The following is a 17,863-nucleotide window of genomic DNA, read 5'->3' as shown; positions in this document are numbered from 1 at the left end:
TGGTGGTGCTGGACCTGATGCTGCCCGGCGAGAACGGCCTGGAGATCTGCCGACGCCTGCGCGGCCAGGGCGACCACACCCCGATCGTGATGCTGACCGCCAAGGGCGACGAGATCGACCGCATCGTCGGCCTGGAGATCGGCGCCGACGACTACCTGCCCAAGCCGGTCAACCCGCGCGAGCTGCTGGCGCGGATCCGCGCGGTGCTGCGCCGTACCCGCCCGGGCGGCGCCGGCGCGCCACAGCCGGACGGCGGCGAGATCGGCTTCGGCCGCTTCCGCCTGCACCTGGGACGGCGCGAACTGCGCCGCGACGGCGAACCGTTGAAGCTGACCACCGCCGAGTTCGCGGTGCTGTCGGTACTGCTGCGGCACCCGCAGCAGCCGCTGAGCCGCGACCGCCTGTCCAGCCTGGCGCACGGCCGCGAACACGAGCCGCTGGGCCGCAGCATCGACGTGATCGTCGCGCGGCTGCGCAAGCTGCTGGAAGACGACGTGCGCACGCCGCGGCTGATCCAGACGGTGTGGGGCGTGGGCTATGTGTACGTGCCGCCGGAGCCGCAGGCGTGAGCGCGCCGGCTTCCCGCGCCAGCGGCTGGCCGCGCAGCCTGTTCGGGCAACTGGCGCTGGTGATCGCGCTGGTGCTGGCCGGCGCCGGCCTGCTGGCGCTGCTGCTCGGTCGCGAACTGGCGTTGCGGCCGGCAGCACAGCAGCAACTGCGCGTGCTGCACGGCTTCGCCAATGTCGCCGAGGCGTTGCAGCGCTCGCCGGCCGCCACGGCGCTGGCGCCGGCGTTGCGCGAGGCCGGGCTGCAATTGCGCAGCGCGCCGCCCACGGCCAATGCAGCCGGCCCGCTGGTCGACGCCGTGCAGCGCCGTGCGGCCGACCAGCTCGGTCCCGGGCGCGCGTTGCGGCGCGACGCCGACGGTACCCTGTGGCTGCAGTTGGCCACGCCCACGCCACTGTGGATCGCGTTCTCCAGCCAGCCGCGCGGGCACGGCCTGCGCCGGTTCTCGGTGGCGATGCTGGCCTGCTGCACGCTGCTGGTCTGGCTCGCCGCTGCGCTGGTCGCGCGGCGCCTGGTGCGGCCGCTGCGGCAACTGGCGCAGGCCGCGCCGCACCTGGTGCGCGGCGAACAGGCCGGACCGATCGCCACCGGCGGCCCGCGCGAAGTCGCCGCGCTGGCGCAGGCGCTCACCGCGGCCAGCGCCGACGTGCGCCACGCCGCGGCCGAGCGCGCGCTGCTGCTGGCCGGCATCTCCCACGACCTGCGCACCCCGCTGACCCGGCTGCAGTACGCGCTGGCGCTGCTGCCGCAGGTGGAGCCGGAACTGCGCGAGGGCATGGAGCGCGACATCGGCGAGATCGACGCGATCCTGGCGCAGTTCATCGCCTACGCCCGCGACGGCCGCGACGAACCCGCCGTGGCCCTGGACCTGGCCGACCTCTGCCGGCAGGCGCTGGGCGCGGCGCAACCCGGCTGGGAGGCCGTCCTGCCCGCGCAGGCGCCGCTGCACGGGCGGCCGCTGGCGCTGCAGCGCGCGCTCGGCAACCTCATCGGCAACGCCGAACGGCACGGCGCCGCGCCGTTCCAGCTGCGCCTGCACAGCGACGGCGGCGATGGCTGGCGCATCGAGGTGCGCGACCACGGCCCCGGCCTGGACCCGGCACTGGCTGCGCGCGCACTGCAGCCGTTCGTGCACGGCGGCCATGGCGGCAGCGGACTGGGCCTGGCGATCGTCGAGCGTGTCGCGCGCCAGCATCGCGGCGCGTTGCTGCTGCAGCCCATCGCCCCACACGGCCTGTGCGCCACCCTGCACCTGCGCCCGGCCTGAACCGGCGCATGTCGGCGCCTGCACCGGCCGGCCGCGCCACGACCTCCCTCGCCGTCCTTCAAGGAGTGATCCGCCCATGCGCCTGTCCCGCCCGTCGCCCGCCCATTGCCTGCTCGCCCTGGCGCTGCTGTTGCCGGCGCTGACCGCCACGCCTGTCCACGCCCAGGACGGGCGCCTGCGCGCACGCCTGCTGCAGCGCCTGCAGGGCGATCGCGCCGACACCGCGCGTGCGCCACTGCCCGCCGGCGCGCAGGTGCTGCGCGACGTCGCCTATGGCCCGGACCCGGCGCAGCGCATGGACGTGTACCTGCCGGCCGGCGCGCGCCAGGCGCCGCTGCTGGTGATGGTGCACGGCGGCGGCTGGGCCGACGGCGACAAGGACAACCCCGGCGTGGCCGCCAACAAGGTCGCGCACTGGCTGCCGCAGGGCCATGTGCTGGTGTCGCTGAATTACCGCCTGCTGCCGCAGGCCACGCCGCTGCAGCAGGCGCAGGACGTGGCGCGCGCGGTCGCACGGATCCAGCAACTGGCGCCGCAGTGGGGCGCCGACCCGACGCGGCTGGTGCTGATGGGCCACTCGGCCGGCGCGCACCTGGTGAGCCTGCTGGACCTGTCGCCGGACCTGCTGGCGCAGGCCGGGGCGCGCCGACCCTTGGGCACGGTGGCGCTGGACAGTGCGGCGATGGACGTGGAGCAGGTGATGCAGCAACGGCATCTGCCGCTGTACGACCGCGCCTTCGGCAGCGTGCGCAGCGACTGGATCGCCGCCTCGCCGTACCACGTCATGGGCGCCAGCGCGCCGCCGCTGCTGGCGGTGTGCTCCAGCCGCCGTGCCGATGCCTGCGCGCAGGCGCGCCACCTGGCCGCCAAGGCCAACGGCCGCGGCATCCGCGTCGAGGTGCTGCCGCAGGATGCCAGCCACGCCGAACTCAACCGCGACCTCGGCCTGCCCTCGGCCTACACCGCGGCGGTGGACGCGTTCCTGCACACCCTGCGCTGAGCGGCGCGGGTGGTTCGCTCAGGCCACCATGCACTGCTGCAGCAGCAACGGCAGCGCCACCGCGGCGCTGTCGCGCCAGTGCAGATCCGCACGCGCCGACAGCGCACTGGGTTCGGGATTGATCTCGACCACGCAGGCGCCGCGCTCCTTGGCCTGCAGCGGCAGGCTGGCGGCCGGATAGACCAGGCCGGAACTGCCGATCACCAGCACCAGGTCGGCGTTGTCGGCGGCGGTCTGCGCGCGCGCCCACTCCGCCGCCGGCAACGCTTCGCCGAACCACACCACGCCCGGGCGCACCGTGCCGCCGCAGGCCGCGCACACCGGCGGCGCCAGGCGCTGGCTGGGCGTGTGCACGTCGATCGGCGGCAGCAAGCCGCGCCAGGGCTGGCCGCAGTCGCTGCAGCGCAGCGCCGACAGGCGGCCGTGCACGTGCGCGGCGACCTCGCTGCCGGCGCGCTGGTGCAGGTCGTCCACGTTCTGGGTCACCAGGGTGGTGTGGCGGACCTCGGCCAGGCGCGCCAGCGCCAGGTGCCCGGCGTGCGGCTGGGCCTGCGCCACGATCGCCATGCGCCAGCGGTACCAGCCCCAGACCAGGGCCGGGTCGGCACGCCAGGCGTCCTCGGTGGCCAGTTGCTCGGGATCGAAGCGCGACCACAGGCTGTCGTCCTGGCCACGGAAGGTCGGCACCCCGCTCTCGGCGGACATGCCGGCACCGGTCAGCACCAGCAGACGGCGCGCGCCCTGGATGAAGGCGGCGACGGTCTCGGCGTTGTAGGCGGAACTGAGCATGGCGCGCTCGATTTGACCAAGCGCACACTATTGCATCGCCGCAGGTCACCCTCAATGTGCACGGCAGCACGCGCAGGCGCCCGCAACGCGAACGGGCGGCCAGTGGCCGCCCGTTCGCGCGTGGTCATGGACCGGCACAGACGCCGGCCCGGACCTCCGGCTGGCTCAGTCGAGCACGACCAGCTTGACGTCGATGTTGCCGCGGGTGGCGTTGGAGTACGGGCACACCTGATGCGCCTTCTCCACCAGCGATTCCAGCGTCGCACGCTCCAGGCCCGGCACGGCGATGCGCAGTTCCACGGCGATGCCGAAGCCGCCCGGGATCTGGCCGATGCCGACATGGCCTTCGATGCTCGGCTCGGCCGGCAGCTTCACCTTCTCCTGGCCGGCGACGAACTTCAGCGCGCCGATGAAGCAGGCCGAGTAGCCGGCAGCGAACAGCTGCTCCGGGTTGGTGCCGTCGCCGCCGGCGCCGCCCAGCTCGCGCGGGGTCGACAGCTTGACGTCCAGCGCCTTGTCCGGGGTGGCGGCGCGGCCGTCGCGGCCCCCGGTGGCGGTGGCGGTGGCGGTGTAGGCGATGGTGGTCGGTGAAGCCATGGTGGTTCTCCTTGGAGGGCGGCGCCGCGGCGCCATGGGGTAGAGGGGCGGGTTGGAGGGGACTGCGATCGGGTCGGGAACCGCTCAGGCGGCGGCCTGCAACTTGCCGCGGACCTCTTCCAGATCGTGCTTGAGCCGGGTCAGTTGCTGCAGATCGCAGGCGACCGCGCACAGCACGCCTTCCGGCACCGCCTGCGCGCGCGTGCGCAGCGCCTGGCCGTCGGCGGTCAACGCGATCAGCACGCGGCGCTCGTCGGCGGCGGCGCGGCTGCGGGTCAGCAGGCCGATCGCCTCCAGGCGCTTGAGCAACGGGGTCAGCGTGGCCGAATCCAGGAACAGCTTCTCGCCGATCTCCGACACGCTGCGCTGGTCCTGCTCCCACAGCACCAGCATCACCAGGTACTGCGGATAGGTCAGGCCGAGGTCGCGCAGCAGCCCGCGGTAGAGCTTGTGCATGGCCAGGTTGGCCGAATACAGCGCGAAGCACAGCTGGGTATCCAGCTTCAGCAGGGCGGTGGCGTCGGGGGCAGAGGTACGGTTCATGGGCACTACATTACATAGCGCGCGATTTAATGGCAAGCGATATTTTGCCCGCCGACTCCTCGCTGAAGCGGGCGCCGCCCTGCCCTCGTGCCGCCAGCGGCGCAGGACTACGCTGCGCGCAACGTCAAGGAGCTTCCGCATGCGCGCATCGTTCCTGCTGCTGGCCGCGCTCGGCGCTGCCCCCGTGATGTCCAAGGCCGTGCCCAACACCCTGCCCGATGGCCCGGTGCTGGTCGGTGCCGGCGCCGACGCGCTGGCCCGCGAAACCCGTCGCCAGTGCCCCGGCGTGCCGACCGACCGGCTCACCCCGGCCGATCTGCTCGATGCCGAGGAGACCTTTCGCGATGGATTGTCGACAGCGCAGCGCCAGGCCATGGACCGGCAGTTGCCGCAGGACGGCGCGTCCTGGCCGGCGCGCAGCGAAGGCGGCGCCAGTTGCCCGGCAGTTGCCTATCTGGAAGAGATCGCCGGCGCGGGCCTGATGCCGCGCTTCGTCGCCGGACTGTGTGCGCCCGGCGCGGTGCGCTGAGCGTCCGCAGACGCTCCTGCGCTCAGACCCGGTGCGCCGCCGCCAGGTACTCGGCGCTCTGCATTTCGATCAGGCGCGAGGCGGTACGCTCGAACGCACCGGCCAGGCGCTCGCCGGTGTACAGCAGCGGCGGCGGATCCTGCGCGGTGCAGACCAGGTTGACGTGGCGGTCGTACAGCTCGTCGATCAGGTTGACGAAGCGCCGTGCCGCGTCCTCGTTCATGCGGTCGAAGTGCGGGATGCCGCCGAGCAGCACGGTGGTGAACTCGTGCGCGATCTCGATGTAGTCGCTGGGACCGCGCGGGCCTTCGCACAAGGCGACGAAATCGAACCAGACGATGCTCTTGCCGCGCGCGCGCACCGGGATCTTGCGCCCTTCCAGTTCGATGTTGCCGCGGCGCGCCTCGGCATTGCCGGTCAGCGCGCCCCAGCGCTCGCCCAGCCAGGCATCGCTGTCCTCGGCCAGCGGCGCGCGGTACACCGGCGAGCGGGTCAGCGCACGCATGCGGTAGTCCTCGGTGCCCTCGGCGTACAGCTCCACGCAATAGGTCTGCAGCAAGCCGATCGCCGGCAGGAAGCTCTCGCGCTGCAGGCCGTTGAGGTACAGGTTCTGCGGCGCGGTGTTGGAGGTGGTGACCAGGGTCACGCCCTCGGCGAACAGGCGCTCGAGCAGGCGCGACAGCAGCATCGCATCGCCGATGTCGGTGACGAAGAACTCGTCCAGCACCAGCACGCGCAGCCGGCTGCGCCACTCCTGCGCGATCTTCGCCAGCGGATCGCTCTGCCCGGCGTGTTCGCGCAGGCGCTCATGCACGCCGCGCATGAAGCGGTGGAAATGCGTGCGGTACTTCCGCGCGATCGGCAGGCCGTCGTAGAACAGATCGACCAGGAAGGTCTTGCCGCGGCCGACCCCGCCCCAGAAATACAGTCCACGCACTGGCTCGGGCTTCTTCCAGAACGCCGACAGCCGGTCCAGCCAGCCCTCCTGGTCGCCGTCCACGATCGCGACGTGGATGCGGTCCAGTTCGGCCAGCGCCGCATGCTGGGCCGGATCGTCGCGCCAGTCGCCGCGCGCCACGCCCTCGGCGTAGCGCTGCGACGGCAATGCCGCCGCGCTCACGCCTGTGCCGCCGGCAGCCAGGCCTTGACCGCGTGCTGCAACGCGCCGCGCAGGTCGATCAGCTTGCGATGGAAGAAATGGCTGGTGTCGGGCATGCGCACCAGTTGCGGTTGCGCCTCCAAGGTCTCCAGCCAGTCGTACACGGCCTGCGGGTCGACGATCTCGTCGGCCTCGCCCTGGATCACCAGCCACTGCGGCGGCGGCGCCATGTCGGAAAAATCCCAGCGCCCGGCCGGCGGCGCGATCGAGATCAGCACCTGCGGCTGCAGCGCGGCGCTGGCGCGCAGCGAGACGTAGGCGCCGAAGCTGAAACCGGCCAGCCACAGCGCGTCGTGCGGACGCTGATCGCGTACCCAGGCGGCCACCGCGGCCAGGTCCTGCTGCTCGCCTTCGCCGTGGTCGAAGCTGCCGGCGGAGGCGCCGACGCTGCGGAAGTTGAAACGCACCACGCGCACGCCCAGTTCGCGCAGCGCGCGCGCGACCATGGTCACCACCTTGTTGTGCATGCTGCCGCCCTCGGTGGACAGCGGATGGCAGACGATGGCGGTGACCGGCAGCGCGGCGTCGTCGGCGTCGGGCAGATCGACCGCGGCTTCGATCGGGCCGGCCGGGCCTTGCAGGGTCAGCGCGCCGGAGGCGGTGGGGAAAGCGGGAGAGGTCATGCGGTCATAATACCGGGGCTGGGTCGCGGCCACATGCCGATGCGGTGCACGCAGCGTTCCTTTTCCTCCCGATCCGGATCCTGTGCGTGGCGTTCGTCCTGCTGAGTGTGGTGTGCAGCGTGCTGGTCTCGGCGCTGCTGAAGCTGGCGCCGCAACGGCGCATCGACCTGGCCCAGGCGGTGACCTGGAACTACCTGGCGGCGCTGCTGCTGTGCGCCGCGCTGCTGCACCCGCCGCTGGCCGCGCTGGGCGACGCGCAGACGCCGTGGGTGGCGCTGCTGGGCCTGGGCGTGCTGCTGCCGGGCATCTTCCTGGTGCTGGGCCGCGCGGTGGCCAGTGCCGGCATTGTGCGCACCGACGCAGCACAGCGGCTGTCGCTGCTGCTGTCGCTGGCCGCGGCCTTCCTGTGGTTCGGCGAACAGGCCAACGGCGCCAAGCTGGCCGGCCTGGCGCTGGGCCTGCTGGCGATCGCCGGCATCGTGCAGCGGCCGGACACGACGTCGCACCGCGCCGCAGGCACCGCACCGTGGCTGCTGCTGGTGTGGGTCGGCTTCGCCGCGATCGACGTGCTGCTCAAGCGCATCGCCCAGGCCGGCACCCCGTTCGCCGCTTCGCTGCTGGTGGCCTTCGCGCTGGCCTTCGTGCTACTGCTGGGCGTGCAGCTGTGGCGCCACCTGCGCGGCACCGCCCCGCTGGCCTGGCGCAACCTCGGCGCCGGCCTGCTGCTGGGCGCGCTCAACTTCGGCAACATCCTGTTCTACGTGCGCGCGCATCAGGCCCTGCCGGACAGCCCGGCCAGCGTGTTCGCGGCGATGAACCTGGGCGTGATCGGCCTGGGCACCCTGCTCGGCATCGCCGTGTTCGGCGAACGCACCACCCGCTGGAACCGCCTCGGCCTGCTGCTGGCGGTGCCGGCGATCGTGCTGATCGCGCTGGGCACAGTCCACTAGCCTTCAGCGCCCGCGCCCCGCTTTTCCGATTCCCCAGTCCCGATTCCCCACTCCCGGCCCTCAACGCCTCCACACCGGGAACGGATCCTCCAGTCCCTGCCACGCCACCGGCCCCTGCCGCAGTTCGGCGTCGTCGAGCAGGCAGGCATCGAGTTCGGCGCGCACCCGCGCCGTGTCCAGGCCGACGCCGATCACCGCCAGTTCCTGGCGGCGGTCGCCCCACAGCGGATGCCACATCGCGCGCAGCGCCGCGTACTCGCGCGCATCGCCGACCTCCTCGGCCTGCGGCGGCGGCGCGTTCCAGCACGCGCTCTGCTGCCGCTGCCAGCCCAGCTCGGTGTACGCCAGCGGCGACGGCGGCAGCGCCAGCGGCGTGTCCAGCAGGCCGCGGTCCACGCGCTCGCGCGCCGCATACCAGAAGCCGGCGGCCTGGGTCTGGGTGGCCGCACCGACGATGGACAGCTCGCCGACCCAGTCCATGCGGCTGGCCAGCCAGAAGAAGCCCTTGCTGCGGATCACATCGCGCAAGCCGCGCTGCGCCAGCCGCGCGAAGCGCAGCGGGTGGAACGGCCGGCGCGCGCGATAGACGAAGCTTTCGATGCCGAACTGCTCGGTCTCCGGCGCGTGCTCGCCGCGCAGCGCCTGCATCCACCCCGGCGCCAGCTGCGCGCGCACGAAATCGAAGCGGCCGGTGTCCAGCACCAGTTCCAGCGGCACGTCGCCGCGGCTGGCCTCGACGATGCGGGCATCGCGGTTGAGCGCACGCAGTACCGCGCGGGTCCGGTCGAGGGTGGCCGCATCGGCCTGGTCGGCCTTGCTGATGACGATCACGTCGGCGAACTCGATCTGCTCCACCAGCAGGTTGACCAGCCCGCGGTCGTCGTCGTCCCCGGCCTGCAGGCCACGGTCGGCCAGACGCTCGGCCGAGCCGAAATCGCGCAGGAAGCTCACCCCGTCGACCACGGTGAGCATGGTGTCCAGGCGCGCGACATCGGCCAGGCCGCGGCCGTCGGCATCGCGCACGGCGAAGGTCGCGGCCACCGGCATCGGCTCGGAGATGCCGGTGGATTCGATCAGCAGGTAGTCGTAGCGCCCGCTCTCGGCCAGGCGCTGCACCTCCTGGCGCAGGTCGTCGCGCAGGGTGCAGCAGATGCAGCCGTTGCTGAACTCGACCAGAGTCTCTTCGGTGCGGCTGAGCGCGGCGCCGCCGTCGCGGATCAGCGCCGCGTCGATGTTGACCTCGCTCATGTCGTTGACGATCACCGCCACGCGGCGGCCATCGCGGTTGTGCAGCACGCGATTGAGCAGGGTGGTCTTGCCGGCACCCAGGAAGCCGGACAGGACGGTGACGGGAAGGCGGGAATCGGAAACGGCGGACGTGGACATGGCGGGCATCGGCGCGAAGGCGTGGCGGACTGGAAATGTTACTATATAACACTTGATGCGTTGGAGTGACCGCCCATGAAATCCCTGCCGCCCTCTTTCTTCGATGCCTCGGCGATGCTGTTGTCCGGGCTGTGCCTGCTGCACTGCCTGGCCTTGCCGTTGCTGGCCGCGGCGCTGCCGCTGTTCGGCGTCTGGGCCAAGGCCGAGTGGGTGCACGTGGTATTCGTGGCGATCGCCGCGCCGTTGGCGGGGCTGGCGCTGTGGCGCGGGCACCGGCGCGACGCGCTGCCCTGGCCGCTGTGGACGCTGGCGGCGCTGGGCCTGCTCGGTCTGCTGGCCGGCGCTTTCGGCATTCCCGACGAGGCCAGCGAGACCGCGATGACGGTGAGCGGCAGCCTGGCCCTGGCCAGTGCGCATCTGTGGAATTGGCGACGGCATCGGCTGCGTTGCCGGCATTGAGCGTGGGGCGCGCTGTATAGCGTGCTTTCGCTCGAGGCGATCAGGGGGTGCCATGCAGCGTGGCTTTGGCTGTTGCGTTGGCTGTTGCTGTTGCCGTTGCTGTTGCTGTTGCTGTTGCTCTGGCTTTTGATTTATCGGGTTCCCTTCCGAAGCGGCGGCCAGCGCGGGGAAAAACCCCGAAGGGGCGGCGTACATGGATGTACGCCGTCCGCGGCAGGGGCAGGATGCCCCTTCCGCGGATCCCCGGGATGGACGCGGACCCGGAGCGCGTTAGCGCGGAGGGCGCGAGGCAGGGTGTGCTTTCTTTTGGTTACTTTTCTTTGCACAAGCAAAGAAGTGCTTCTCAGCAGCCGAAGGCTGATCAAAGTAACTCGCCGCCAGGCGAAAGCTTTGCTCTTGCTTCAGAGCTTCTCTGTAGGAGCGGCTTCAGCCGCGACAGGCATTGCCGATTCCATCGGTCGCGGCTGAAGCCGCTCCTACGACTCTTCTCGTTTGACACGCAAACTCGAAGCAACAGCAAAGGCTTTCGCCCTTTCGGGCGAGTTACTTTTCTTTGCTCGCGCAAAGAAAAGGTAACCAAAAGAAAGCGCGCCCTGCCTTGCGCCCTCCGCGCTGCGCGCTCCGGGTCCGCGGATGCACCGGGGATTCGCGGAAGGGGCATCCTGCCCCTGCCGCGAACGGCGCACATCCATGTGCGCCGCCCTTCGGGTGTTTCCCCGGTCCATCCGCCGCTGCGGAAGGGAACCCGGTAAGTCAAAAGCCAGAGCAACGGCAACAGCAGAAACAACGGCAAGTGCCAAAGCGACAGCAACAGCCCATGCTGCCGCCCTTCTTCACGAGCGAAACACCACATCTCACAACTTCGGTCAGCACCACGACACAACGTGCGGCCAGCGCACGATGGACAGAAGCAACGTTCAAGAGATCGCAACGAGGCGTAAGACCGGACGCTCATTACGATCGCCCTGAAGCACAGCACACCTCTCACGACAAACCGTCGTGCGCCTCGCGAAGGACGTGAGACTCCAGCAGGAATGTCCCACACATCAAGGACAGGGAAAGGAGGGCCGGCGATCAGCTTTCCCGATTGCCCATTCCCATCTCCCCATTCCCGGCCCTACAGATCAAACCCCAGCAACAACGGATCGTGATCGGAACTGCGCCACGGGCCAGGCAGATCGCGCTCGCGGTAACCATCGCTGTCGGGCAGGTCCGCGTTGACGTGCCATTCGGCGGCACCGCGCAACCGCGCCGCCAGCGCCGGACTCAGCAAGGCGTGGTCCAGCCGGCCACTGAGGCCGCGATAGACGAAGCTGTAGGGCTGCGCGACATGCGCCTCCTGCAACGCATCGCGCCAGCCCGCGTCGCGCAGCAGGCGCAGCGGATCTTCCATCGCATAGGCGTTGAAATCGCCGAGCAGCACGCTGGCCGTGCTGCCGGTGCCGGTGGGGTCGCTGCGCAGCCACGCATCGACGCGGCGCGCCGACTCGGTGCGGGTCGCGTTCCAGCAGCCCTGGCCGTCGCCGCGGTCGGCGTCGGCGCCGCTGGCCTCGCTGCAGCCACCCTTGGACTTGAAGTGGTTGGCCACCACCACGAACGGCGCGCCACTGCCGCGGCGGAACGCCTGCGCCAGCGGCACGCGGCTGTGCTCGGCGAACGGACCGCCTTCCAGCATCGCCGGCTTGCCCACCGGGCTGACCCGCGAGGCGCGGTAGATCAGCCCGACCCGGATCGGGTTGTCGCCGGGGCCGCGCCCGGCATCCACGAAGCGCCAGTCGCCGCCGCCGGCGTTGAGCGCGTCGACCAGGCTGGCGATCGCCGAGGTCGGGCCGTAGCCGTCGTTCTCCAGTTCCATCAGCGCGGCGACATCGGCCTGCAGCGGGCGGATCGTGGCCACCAGCTTGCGCAGCTGCGCCTGGAATTCGGCCGGCGTGCGTGCGCCGCGCAGGGTCGGGAACCCGCCGCCGCGGCCGTCGCCGTTGAAGAAGTTCTCCAGGTTGAACGCGGCGATGCGCAGGCTGCCGTCGACCTGCGGCGGCGCCGGTTCCGGCGGCGGCGTCAGTTGCAGAGCGGCGGTCGGATACAGCCGCGCGGCACCCTCGATCACCCCGCCGACGATGCCCTCCACGTCCTGGACCGTGCTGCCCGCGCGCGGCGGTGCAGTGGCGCTGCCCAGATAGTCCGGAAGTTTTGCCGTTGCCGTTGCCGTTGCCGGTGTTGATGTCGGCGTCGGCGCAGCGAGCGTGCCCAGCCGCAGCCCGCGCCGCGCGTTGTCGACCACCACCGCCGCGAGCTCGGCGCTGCCGGGCGCGGCCACCTCGCTGGGCTGCCACAGGCGCCCGCCGAAGGCCACGCCAAGCTCGCCGGTCTTGCCCAGCGCATCGTTGTCGACCACGGTCAGCGGCGCGGCGATGCGCACGCGCATGCCGGCCAGTGCCGACCAGTCGGCCGGCGCCGCATCAAGCACCTGCAGCGGCAAGGGTTGCGCGCGCGCCAGCACGGTGTGCCCCTGCTCCAGCACGCTGCGCCCGACGAAGGCCGTGCCGGCCTTGGCCGACGCGGCGGCCTGCGGGGCCAGTTCGCCCCACACCCGCACACGATCGCCCGGGGCCAGGCTGCGCTCGGCGTCGCCACGCACCAGCAGCGCGTCGGCGGTGAGCGGGTCGTCGTCGCCGGCATCCTGCACCAGGTAGCCGCTGCCGCCGGCCTCCACGCGCGCGGTGACCACGCCCTCGAACACCACGCCCTGCGCCTGCGGCCCCGGACGCAACTGCCCGATCGGCAGCAGCGTCGGCGGCGTCAGCGCCTGCGCGGCAGGGGCTGCGACCAGCAGCAACAACGACAACAACGACGGCGGCGGCATGCGCATGTGATCACTCTCCTTGTTTGCGCCGGCACGCGACGGGCGCGGAAACGACTGCGCCGCCCGAAGGCGGCGCAAGGGCGTGCGGGAGGCGCAAGGTTACTTCAGGTTGGCCAGCATCCAGTCCACGGTGGCGTGGATCTGCTCCTCGGTCAGCCCGGGATTGCCGCCCTTGGGCGGCATGATGCCGCCGTCGGGGCCGGTATAGCCCTCGATGGCGTGCTTGTAGAGCGTCTCCTTGCCCTGCGCGATGCGCTTGTCCCAGTGCGCGTGGTCCAGCGTCGGCGCCTTGCCCACGCCGTTGGTGTGGCAGGCGGTGCACAGGTTGTTGAAGATGGTCTTGCCGTCGGTGGTGCCGCCGTAGGCCGCCTGCGCCGAGGCCTTGGCCAGCGCCGCCGCCTGCGCGGCGGCCTGCGCCGCGGCGCCGGTGCTGCCGGCGTAGACCGCGCCCACGGGCGCAATGCGCTCGTCGGTACGCTTTTGCGCCACCGGCGACACCTCCGGCGGGATGGCCCGCTGCAGGTAATGCGCGAACACGATCAGGCCGAGGGTGATCAGCACCAGCAGGCCGATCACCATCGAGAAGCGCTTGAGAAATTCGAGGTCGTAATTCCGCACATCACACCCCTTTGGCACGTGGTAATCCGGACCACCGCTACGCGACCGAGTATAGCCAGCGTTTGCGCCGCGCGGCACGCCAGGATGGCCCGGAATCGCAGGCGATGCGTGCTGCATCGCAGCAGTTCGGCGCAGGCGGCGCGGCCGTTGCGCTCAGGCGCTGCCCACCGCGCGCAGGCAGAACCCGCACACCGCCTCGACCAGGCGCTCGCTGTCGCGCGGGCCGTCGCGGCTGGGCGCGGTCGGGCCGACCAGCGCCTCGGTGTAGGCGCCGACCAGGCACGCGGCCGCCGCCTCCAGGTCCTGCGCGGGGAACTCGCCCGCGGCCACGCCCTCGGCGAGGATGCCCTTGAACACGTCGCCGAGCAGGCGCCGGCAGCGGATGCGCTCGGCATCCACCTCCGGTTCCACCGGTTCGGCGATGAAGGCGTAGGCCAGGCCGGGGCCGGCCAGGGCGCGGCGCACGAACGAGGCGATGGCATCGCGCAGGCGCTGCGCGGCCGGCGCCGGCGCGGCGGCGATGCCGCGCAGGATGGTCAGCTCGTGCTCCACGGCGGCGGTCAGCACCTCCACGAACAGCTCGGCCTTGGACGGGAAATGCCGGTAGATCAGCCCGGTGGAGACCCCGGCCTCGGCCGCCACCGCGGTCACCGGGGCGCCGCGGAAGCCGTCGGCGGCGATCAGCCGGCGTGCCGCCAGCAGGATCCGCTGGCGGTTGCCGGCGAGGCGTTCTTCCATCAGGGCGGAGCGTTTGTAGGCCATGGCGTGATTCTAAGTTCAATTAATGAATTTCTGTTCACTTCTTTGCCGTTCCCGGCTACGCTGGGCGCTCTTGCCCGGCGCGGGTCCGATTCTAGGCGCCGCCGGCCACCCGCCATTCCCGGAGTTGCCGCCATGCTGATGCCGTCGTTGAATTTCGAGTTGGGCGAGGAGGTCGACCTGCTGCGCGACAGCGTCGCCGCCTTCGCCGCGCGCGAGATCGCGCCGCTGGCCGAGCAGGCCGACCGCGACAACGCCTTCCCCGCGCCGCTGTGGCGCAAGCTCGGCGAACAGGGCCTGCTCGGCCTCACCGTGGAGGAGGAGTACGGCGGCAGCGCGATGGGCTACCTGGCGCACGTGGTGGCGATGGAGGAGATCTCGCGCGCCTGCGGCGCGATCGGCCTGTCCTACGGCGCGCATTCGAACCTGTGCGTGAACCAGTTGCGCAAGAACGCCAGCCCGGCGCAGAAGGCGCGCTACCTGCCGAAGCTGTGCAGCGGCGAGCACGTCGGCGCGCTGGCGATGAGCGAGCCCGGCGCCGGCTCGGACGTGGTGTCGATGAAGCTGCGCGCCGAGGCGCGCGGCGACCGCTACGTACTCAACGGCAACAAGATGTGGATCACCAACGGCCCCGACGCCGACGTGCTGGTGGTCTACGCCAAGACCGACCCCAGCGGCGGCGCGCGCGGCATCACCGCGTTCGTGGTCGAGAAGGGCATGCCCGGCTTTTCCACCGCGCAGAAGCTGGACAAGCTCGGCATGCGCGGCTCCAACACCTGCGAACTGGTGTTCCAGGACTGCGAAGTGCCGGCGGAGAATGTGCTGGGCGAGGTCGGCGGCGGCGTGCGCGTGCTGATGTCCGGCCTGGATTACGAGCGCGTGGTGCTGTCCGGCGGCCCGCTGGGGCTGATGGCGGCGGCGCTGGACGTGGTGCTGCCCTACGTGCACGAGCGCCGCCAGTTCGGCGAACCGATCGGCAGCTTCCAGCTGATGCAGGGCAAGCTGGCCGACATGTACGTGGGCCTCAATGCCTGCCGCGCCTACGTGTATGCGGTGGCGCGCGCCTGCGACGCCGGCCGCACCACCCGCCAGGACGCCGCCGGCGCAATCCTCTACGCGGCCGAGAAGGCCACCTGGCTGACCGGCCAGGCGATCCAGGTGCTGGGCGGCAACGGCTACATCAACGACTATCCGACCGGGCGCCTGTGGCGCGACGCCAAGCTCTACGAAATCGGCGCCGGCACCTCGGAGATCCGTCGCATGCTGATCGGCCGCGAGTTGTTCGAGCGGACCAAGTGATGCGCCGCGAAAGCGATATCGGCCGAAAGGCCGTTTCGACGCCATCGCGTCGGGGCTGATCCCGCCAAAGGGGACAAGAGCCCCTCCCACATCCGCCGCCTGCCCTCTCCTTCTTTCCACGGTTCTGCCATGAGCGCGATCCAGACCCAGTTGCAACCCGGCAGCGACGCCTTCGCCGCCAATGCCGCCGCGCTGCGCGCGGTGGTCGACGACCTGCACGCCACCCAGGCGCGTATCGCCCTGGGCGGCAGCGAAGCCGCCCGCGCCAAGCACCAGGCGCGCGGCAAGCTGCTGGTGCGCGAGCGCATCGACGCCCTGCTCGACCCAGGCAGCGCGTTCCTGGAGATCGCGCCACTGGCTGCGCTGGGCCTGTACGACGACGAAGTGCCGTGCGCCGGCGTGGTCGCCGGCATCGGCCGCGTCTCCGGCGTGGAATGCGTGATCGTCGCCAACGACGCCACGGTCAAGGGCGGCACCTATTACCCGATGACGGTGAAGAAACACCTGCGCGCGCAGGAGATCGCCCAGCAGAACCGGCTGCCGTGCATCTACCTGGTCGATTCCGGCGGCGCGTTTTTGCCGCTGCAGGACGAGGTGTTTCCCGACCGCGACCACTTCGGCCGGATCTTCTACAACCAGGCCAACCTCTCGGCGCAGGGCATCGCCCAGATCGCCTGCGTGATGGGCTCGTGCACCGCCGGCGGCGCCTACGTGCCGGCGATGAGCGACGAGACGGTGATCGTGCGCGAACAGGGCACCATCTTCCTCGGCGGCCCGCCGCTGGTGAAGGCCGCCACCGGCGAGGACGTCAGCGCCGAGGACCTGGGCGGCGCCGACGTGCACACGCGCATCTCCGGCGTGGCCGACCACTTCGCCGACAACGACCTGCAGGCGCTGGCGCGGGTCCGCGCCATCGTCGCCCAGCTCAACTGGCGCAAGCCGGCCCCCGCCCTGGCGCTGCGCACGCCGGAGCCGCCGCTGTACCCGGCCGAGGAACTGTACGGGGTGATCCCCGCCGACGCGCGCAAGCCGTTCGACGTGCGCGAGGTGATCGCGCGGGTGGTGGACGGCTCGCGTTTCGACGAATTCAAGGCGCGCTACGGCACCACATTGGTCACCGGCTTCGCGCACATCCACGGCTATCCGGTGGGCATCGTCGCCAACAACGGCATCCTGTTCTCCGAGTCGGCGCTGAAGGGCGCGCACTTCATCGAGCTGTGCGCGCAGCGCGGCATTCCGCTGGTGTTCCTGCAGAACATCACCGGCTTCATGGTCGGCCGCAAGTACGAGCACGGCGGCATCGCCAAGGACGGCGCCAAGCTGGTGATGGCGGTGGCCTGCGCCAAGGTGCCCAAGTTCACGGTGGTGATCGGCGGTTCGTTCGGCGCCGGCAACTATGGCATGTGCGGCCGCGCGTATTCGCCGAATTTCCTGTGGATGTGGCCGAACGCACGCATCGGGGTGATGGGCGGCGAGCAGGCGGCCAGCGTGCTGGCGACGGTGCGCCGCGACGGCATCGCGGCCAAGGGCGGGCAGTGGTCGGACGCGGAGGAGGCGGCGTTCAAGGCGCCGATCCGCGAGCAGTTCGAGCGGCAGGGCCATCCGTACTACGCCAGTGCGCGGTTGTGGGACGACGGGGTGATCGATCCGGCGCAGACGCGGCGGGTATTGGGGTTGGGCTTGTCGGCGGCGTTGAACGCGCCGGCGGAGCCGAGCCGGTTCGGGGTGTTCCGGATGTGAGGGGGCGCATGCGCTCGGGGTGGAAGGCGCGTTCGCGCGCGGATCGGCGGTGGTCACGCAGGTGGTCGCTGGCGATGCCGGCGCTAGTGTGCCCGGCGGTGGGCTCCACGACCGGCTCAGCGGACGCGCTCGCTGCGGCTGCTTCCGCTTTTGCTGCTGCTTTTGCTCCTGCTTTTGCTCTTGCTCTGCCTTTGACTTACCGGGTCCCCTCGGCGCGGCAGCCGCGGCGGGGAAAAACCCGAAGGGCGGCGCACATGGATGTGCGCCGTTCGCGGCAGGGGCAGGATGCCCCTTCCGCGAATCCCCGTCGTGGCTGCGGACCCGGAGCGCGTAGCGCGGAGGGCGCGCTGCGGGGTGTGCTTTCTTTTGGTTACTTTTCTTTGCACAAGCAAAGAAAAGTGACTCGCCGCCAGGCGAAAGCTTTGCTCTTGCACTTGCTGCTGCGGCGGTGGCCGCTGAATCGCAGGAGCGGCTTTAGCCGCGACAGGCATTACCGATCATGTGGGTCGCGGCTGAAGCCGCTTCTACGTACCTTCTCGCCTGACACGCAAACATCAAGCAACAGCAAAGGCTTTCGCCCTTGCGGGCGAGTTACTTTTCTTTGCTCGCGCAAAGAAAAGGTAACCAAAAGAAAGCGCGCCCTGCCTCGCGCCCTCCGCGCTGCGCGCTCCGGGTCCGCGTCCATCACGGGGATCCGCGGAAGGGGCCTCCTGCC

General features: G+C 71.0%; 17 protein-coding genes. 8 read left to right on the top strand and 9 right to left on the bottom strand.

Annotated elements, in window-relative coordinates; all coding sequences use genetic code 11:
• From J7357_RS21095 to J7357_RS21085, 3 genes are all read left to right on the top strand, one after another.
• Positions 1-569, top strand: a 569-nt coding sequence (locus J7357_RS21095; RefSeq protein WP_244667723.1) for a winged helix-turn-helix domain-containing protein, incomplete at its 5' end; no start/stop codon positions are given.
• Positions 566-1,834, top strand: a complete 1,269-nt coding sequence (locus tag J7357_RS21550) for an ATP-binding protein (protein WP_209249483.1) — start codon at positions 566-568, stop codon at positions 1,832-1,834. The genes J7357_RS21095 and J7357_RS21550, both read left to right, overlap by 4 nt.
• 76 nt (positions 1,835-1,910) lie before the next feature.
• Positions 1,911-2,834: an alpha/beta hydrolase gene (locus J7357_RS21085; RefSeq protein WP_209249481.1), complete on the top strand. Its 924-nt coding sequence runs from the start codon at positions 1,911-1,913 to the stop codon at positions 2,832-2,834.
• Positions 2,835-2,852: 18 nt separating this feature from the next.
• On the opposite strand, the gene J7357_RS21080 is transcribed toward J7357_RS21085, so the two are convergent.
• From J7357_RS21080 to J7357_RS21070, 3 genes are all read right to left on the bottom strand, one after another.
• Positions 2,853-3,623 (bottom strand): NAD-dependent deacylase, encoded by a 771-nt coding sequence (locus J7357_RS21080; RefSeq protein WP_010342072.1) that lies wholly within the window; start codon positions 3,621-3,623, stop codon positions 2,853-2,855.
• A gap of 165 nt (positions 3,624-3,788) precedes the next feature.
• Positions 3,789-4,220, bottom strand: coding sequence for an organic hydroperoxide resistance protein (locus J7357_RS21075; RefSeq protein ID WP_010342071.1), 432 nt, complete (start codon positions 4,218-4,220; stop codon positions 3,789-3,791).
• An 84-nt stretch (positions 4,221-4,304) separates the two neighbouring features.
• Positions 4,305-4,763 (bottom strand): MarR family transcriptional regulator, encoded by a 459-nt coding sequence (locus J7357_RS21070; RefSeq protein WP_209249478.1) that lies wholly within the window; start codon positions 4,761-4,763, stop codon positions 4,305-4,307.
• Positions 4,764-4,902: 139 nt separating this feature from the next.
• On the opposite strand from J7357_RS21070, the gene J7357_RS21065 reads away from it, so the two are divergent.
• Positions 4,903-5,292 carry a hypothetical protein gene (locus J7357_RS21065; protein WP_209249475.1) on the top strand — a complete coding sequence of 130 codons (390 nt, stop codon included), beginning with the start codon at positions 4,903-4,905 and terminating at the stop codon, positions 5,290-5,292.
• Between the two features lie 22 nt (positions 5,293-5,314).
• Here J7357_RS21065 and zapE read toward each other — a convergent pair whose 3' ends face one another.
• On the bottom strand, positions 5,315-6,412 hold the full coding sequence (zapE, locus tag J7357_RS21060; protein WP_029561968.1) for a cell division protein ZapE: 1,098 nt from the start codon (positions 6,410-6,412) through the stop codon (positions 5,315-5,317).
• Positions 6,409-7,074 (bottom strand): alpha/beta family hydrolase, encoded by a 666-nt coding sequence (locus J7357_RS21055; protein ID WP_209249473.1) that lies wholly within the window; start codon positions 7,072-7,074, stop codon positions 6,409-6,411. Before J7357_RS21055 ends, zapE begins: the two co-directional genes overlap by 4 nt.
• 86 nt (positions 7,075-7,160) lie before the next feature.
• Here J7357_RS21055 and J7357_RS21050 point away from each other — a divergent pair, with 86 nt between their 5' ends.
• Positions 7,161-8,024 carry an EamA/RhaT family transporter gene (locus J7357_RS21050; protein WP_209249471.1) on the top strand — a complete coding sequence of 288 codons (864 nt, stop codon included), beginning with the start codon at positions 7,161-7,163 and terminating at the stop codon, positions 8,022-8,024.
• 60 nt (positions 8,025-8,084) lie between these two features.
• Here J7357_RS21050 and J7357_RS21045 read toward each other — a convergent pair whose 3' ends face one another.
• Entirely contained in the window at positions 8,085-9,410 is a 1,326-nt protein-coding gene (locus tag J7357_RS21045) for a GTP-binding protein (RefSeq protein ID WP_209249469.1), read from the bottom strand.
• A gap of 75 nt (positions 9,411-9,485) precedes the next feature.
• Between J7357_RS21045 and J7357_RS21040 the strand changes: the two genes are divergently transcribed.
• A complete protein-coding gene (locus J7357_RS21040; protein ID WP_209249467.1) occupies positions 9,486-9,869 on the top strand; it encodes a MerC domain-containing protein in 384 nt (127 codons plus the stop codon).
• 1,117 nt (positions 9,870-10,986) lie between these two features.
• Here J7357_RS21040 and J7357_RS21035 read toward each other — a convergent pair.
• From J7357_RS21035 to J7357_RS21025, 3 genes are all read right to left on the bottom strand, one after another.
• Positions 10,987-12,738 (bottom strand): ExeM/NucH family extracellular endonuclease, encoded by a 1,752-nt coding sequence (locus J7357_RS21035; RefSeq protein WP_209249464.1) that lies wholly within the window; start codon positions 12,736-12,738, stop codon positions 10,987-10,989.
• Between the two features lie 93 nt (positions 12,739-12,831).
• The gene (locus J7357_RS21030; RefSeq protein ID WP_209249462.1) at positions 12,832-13,350 is read right to left on the bottom strand and encodes a c-type cytochrome; all 519 of its coding nucleotides are present in this window, start codon (positions 13,348-13,350) and stop codon (positions 12,832-12,834) included.
• A gap of 153 nt (positions 13,351-13,503) precedes the next feature.
• Positions 13,504-14,112 (bottom strand): TetR/AcrR family transcriptional regulator, encoded by a 609-nt coding sequence (locus tag J7357_RS21025; protein ID WP_209249459.1) that lies wholly within the window; start codon positions 14,110-14,112, stop codon positions 13,504-13,506.
• 132 nt (positions 14,113-14,244) lie between these two features.
• On the opposite strand from J7357_RS21025, the gene J7357_RS21020 reads away from it, so the two are divergent.
• Together J7357_RS21020 and J7357_RS21015 are read left to right on the top strand one after the other, a co-directional pair.
• Positions 14,245-15,408 carry an isovaleryl-CoA dehydrogenase gene (locus J7357_RS21020; RefSeq protein WP_010341368.1) on the top strand — a complete coding sequence of 388 codons (1,164 nt, stop codon included), beginning with the start codon at positions 14,245-14,247 and terminating at the stop codon, positions 15,406-15,408.
• Positions 15,409-15,537: 129 nt separating this feature from the next.
• The gene (locus J7357_RS21015; RefSeq protein ID WP_209249457.1) at positions 15,538-17,148 is read left to right on the top strand and encodes a carboxyl transferase domain-containing protein; all 1,611 of its coding nucleotides are present in this window, start codon (positions 15,538-15,540) and stop codon (positions 17,146-17,148) included.
• Positions 17,149-17,863 lie beyond the last annotated feature (715 nt).

Source organism: Xanthomonas sp. D-109 (genome assembly GCF_017746095.1).
GTDB classification, from domain to species: Bacteria; Pseudomonadota; Gammaproteobacteria; order Xanthomonadales; family Xanthomonadaceae; genus Xanthomonas_A; species Xanthomonas_A sacchari.
This window is presented reverse-complemented; position numbering and strand designations above follow the sequence as displayed.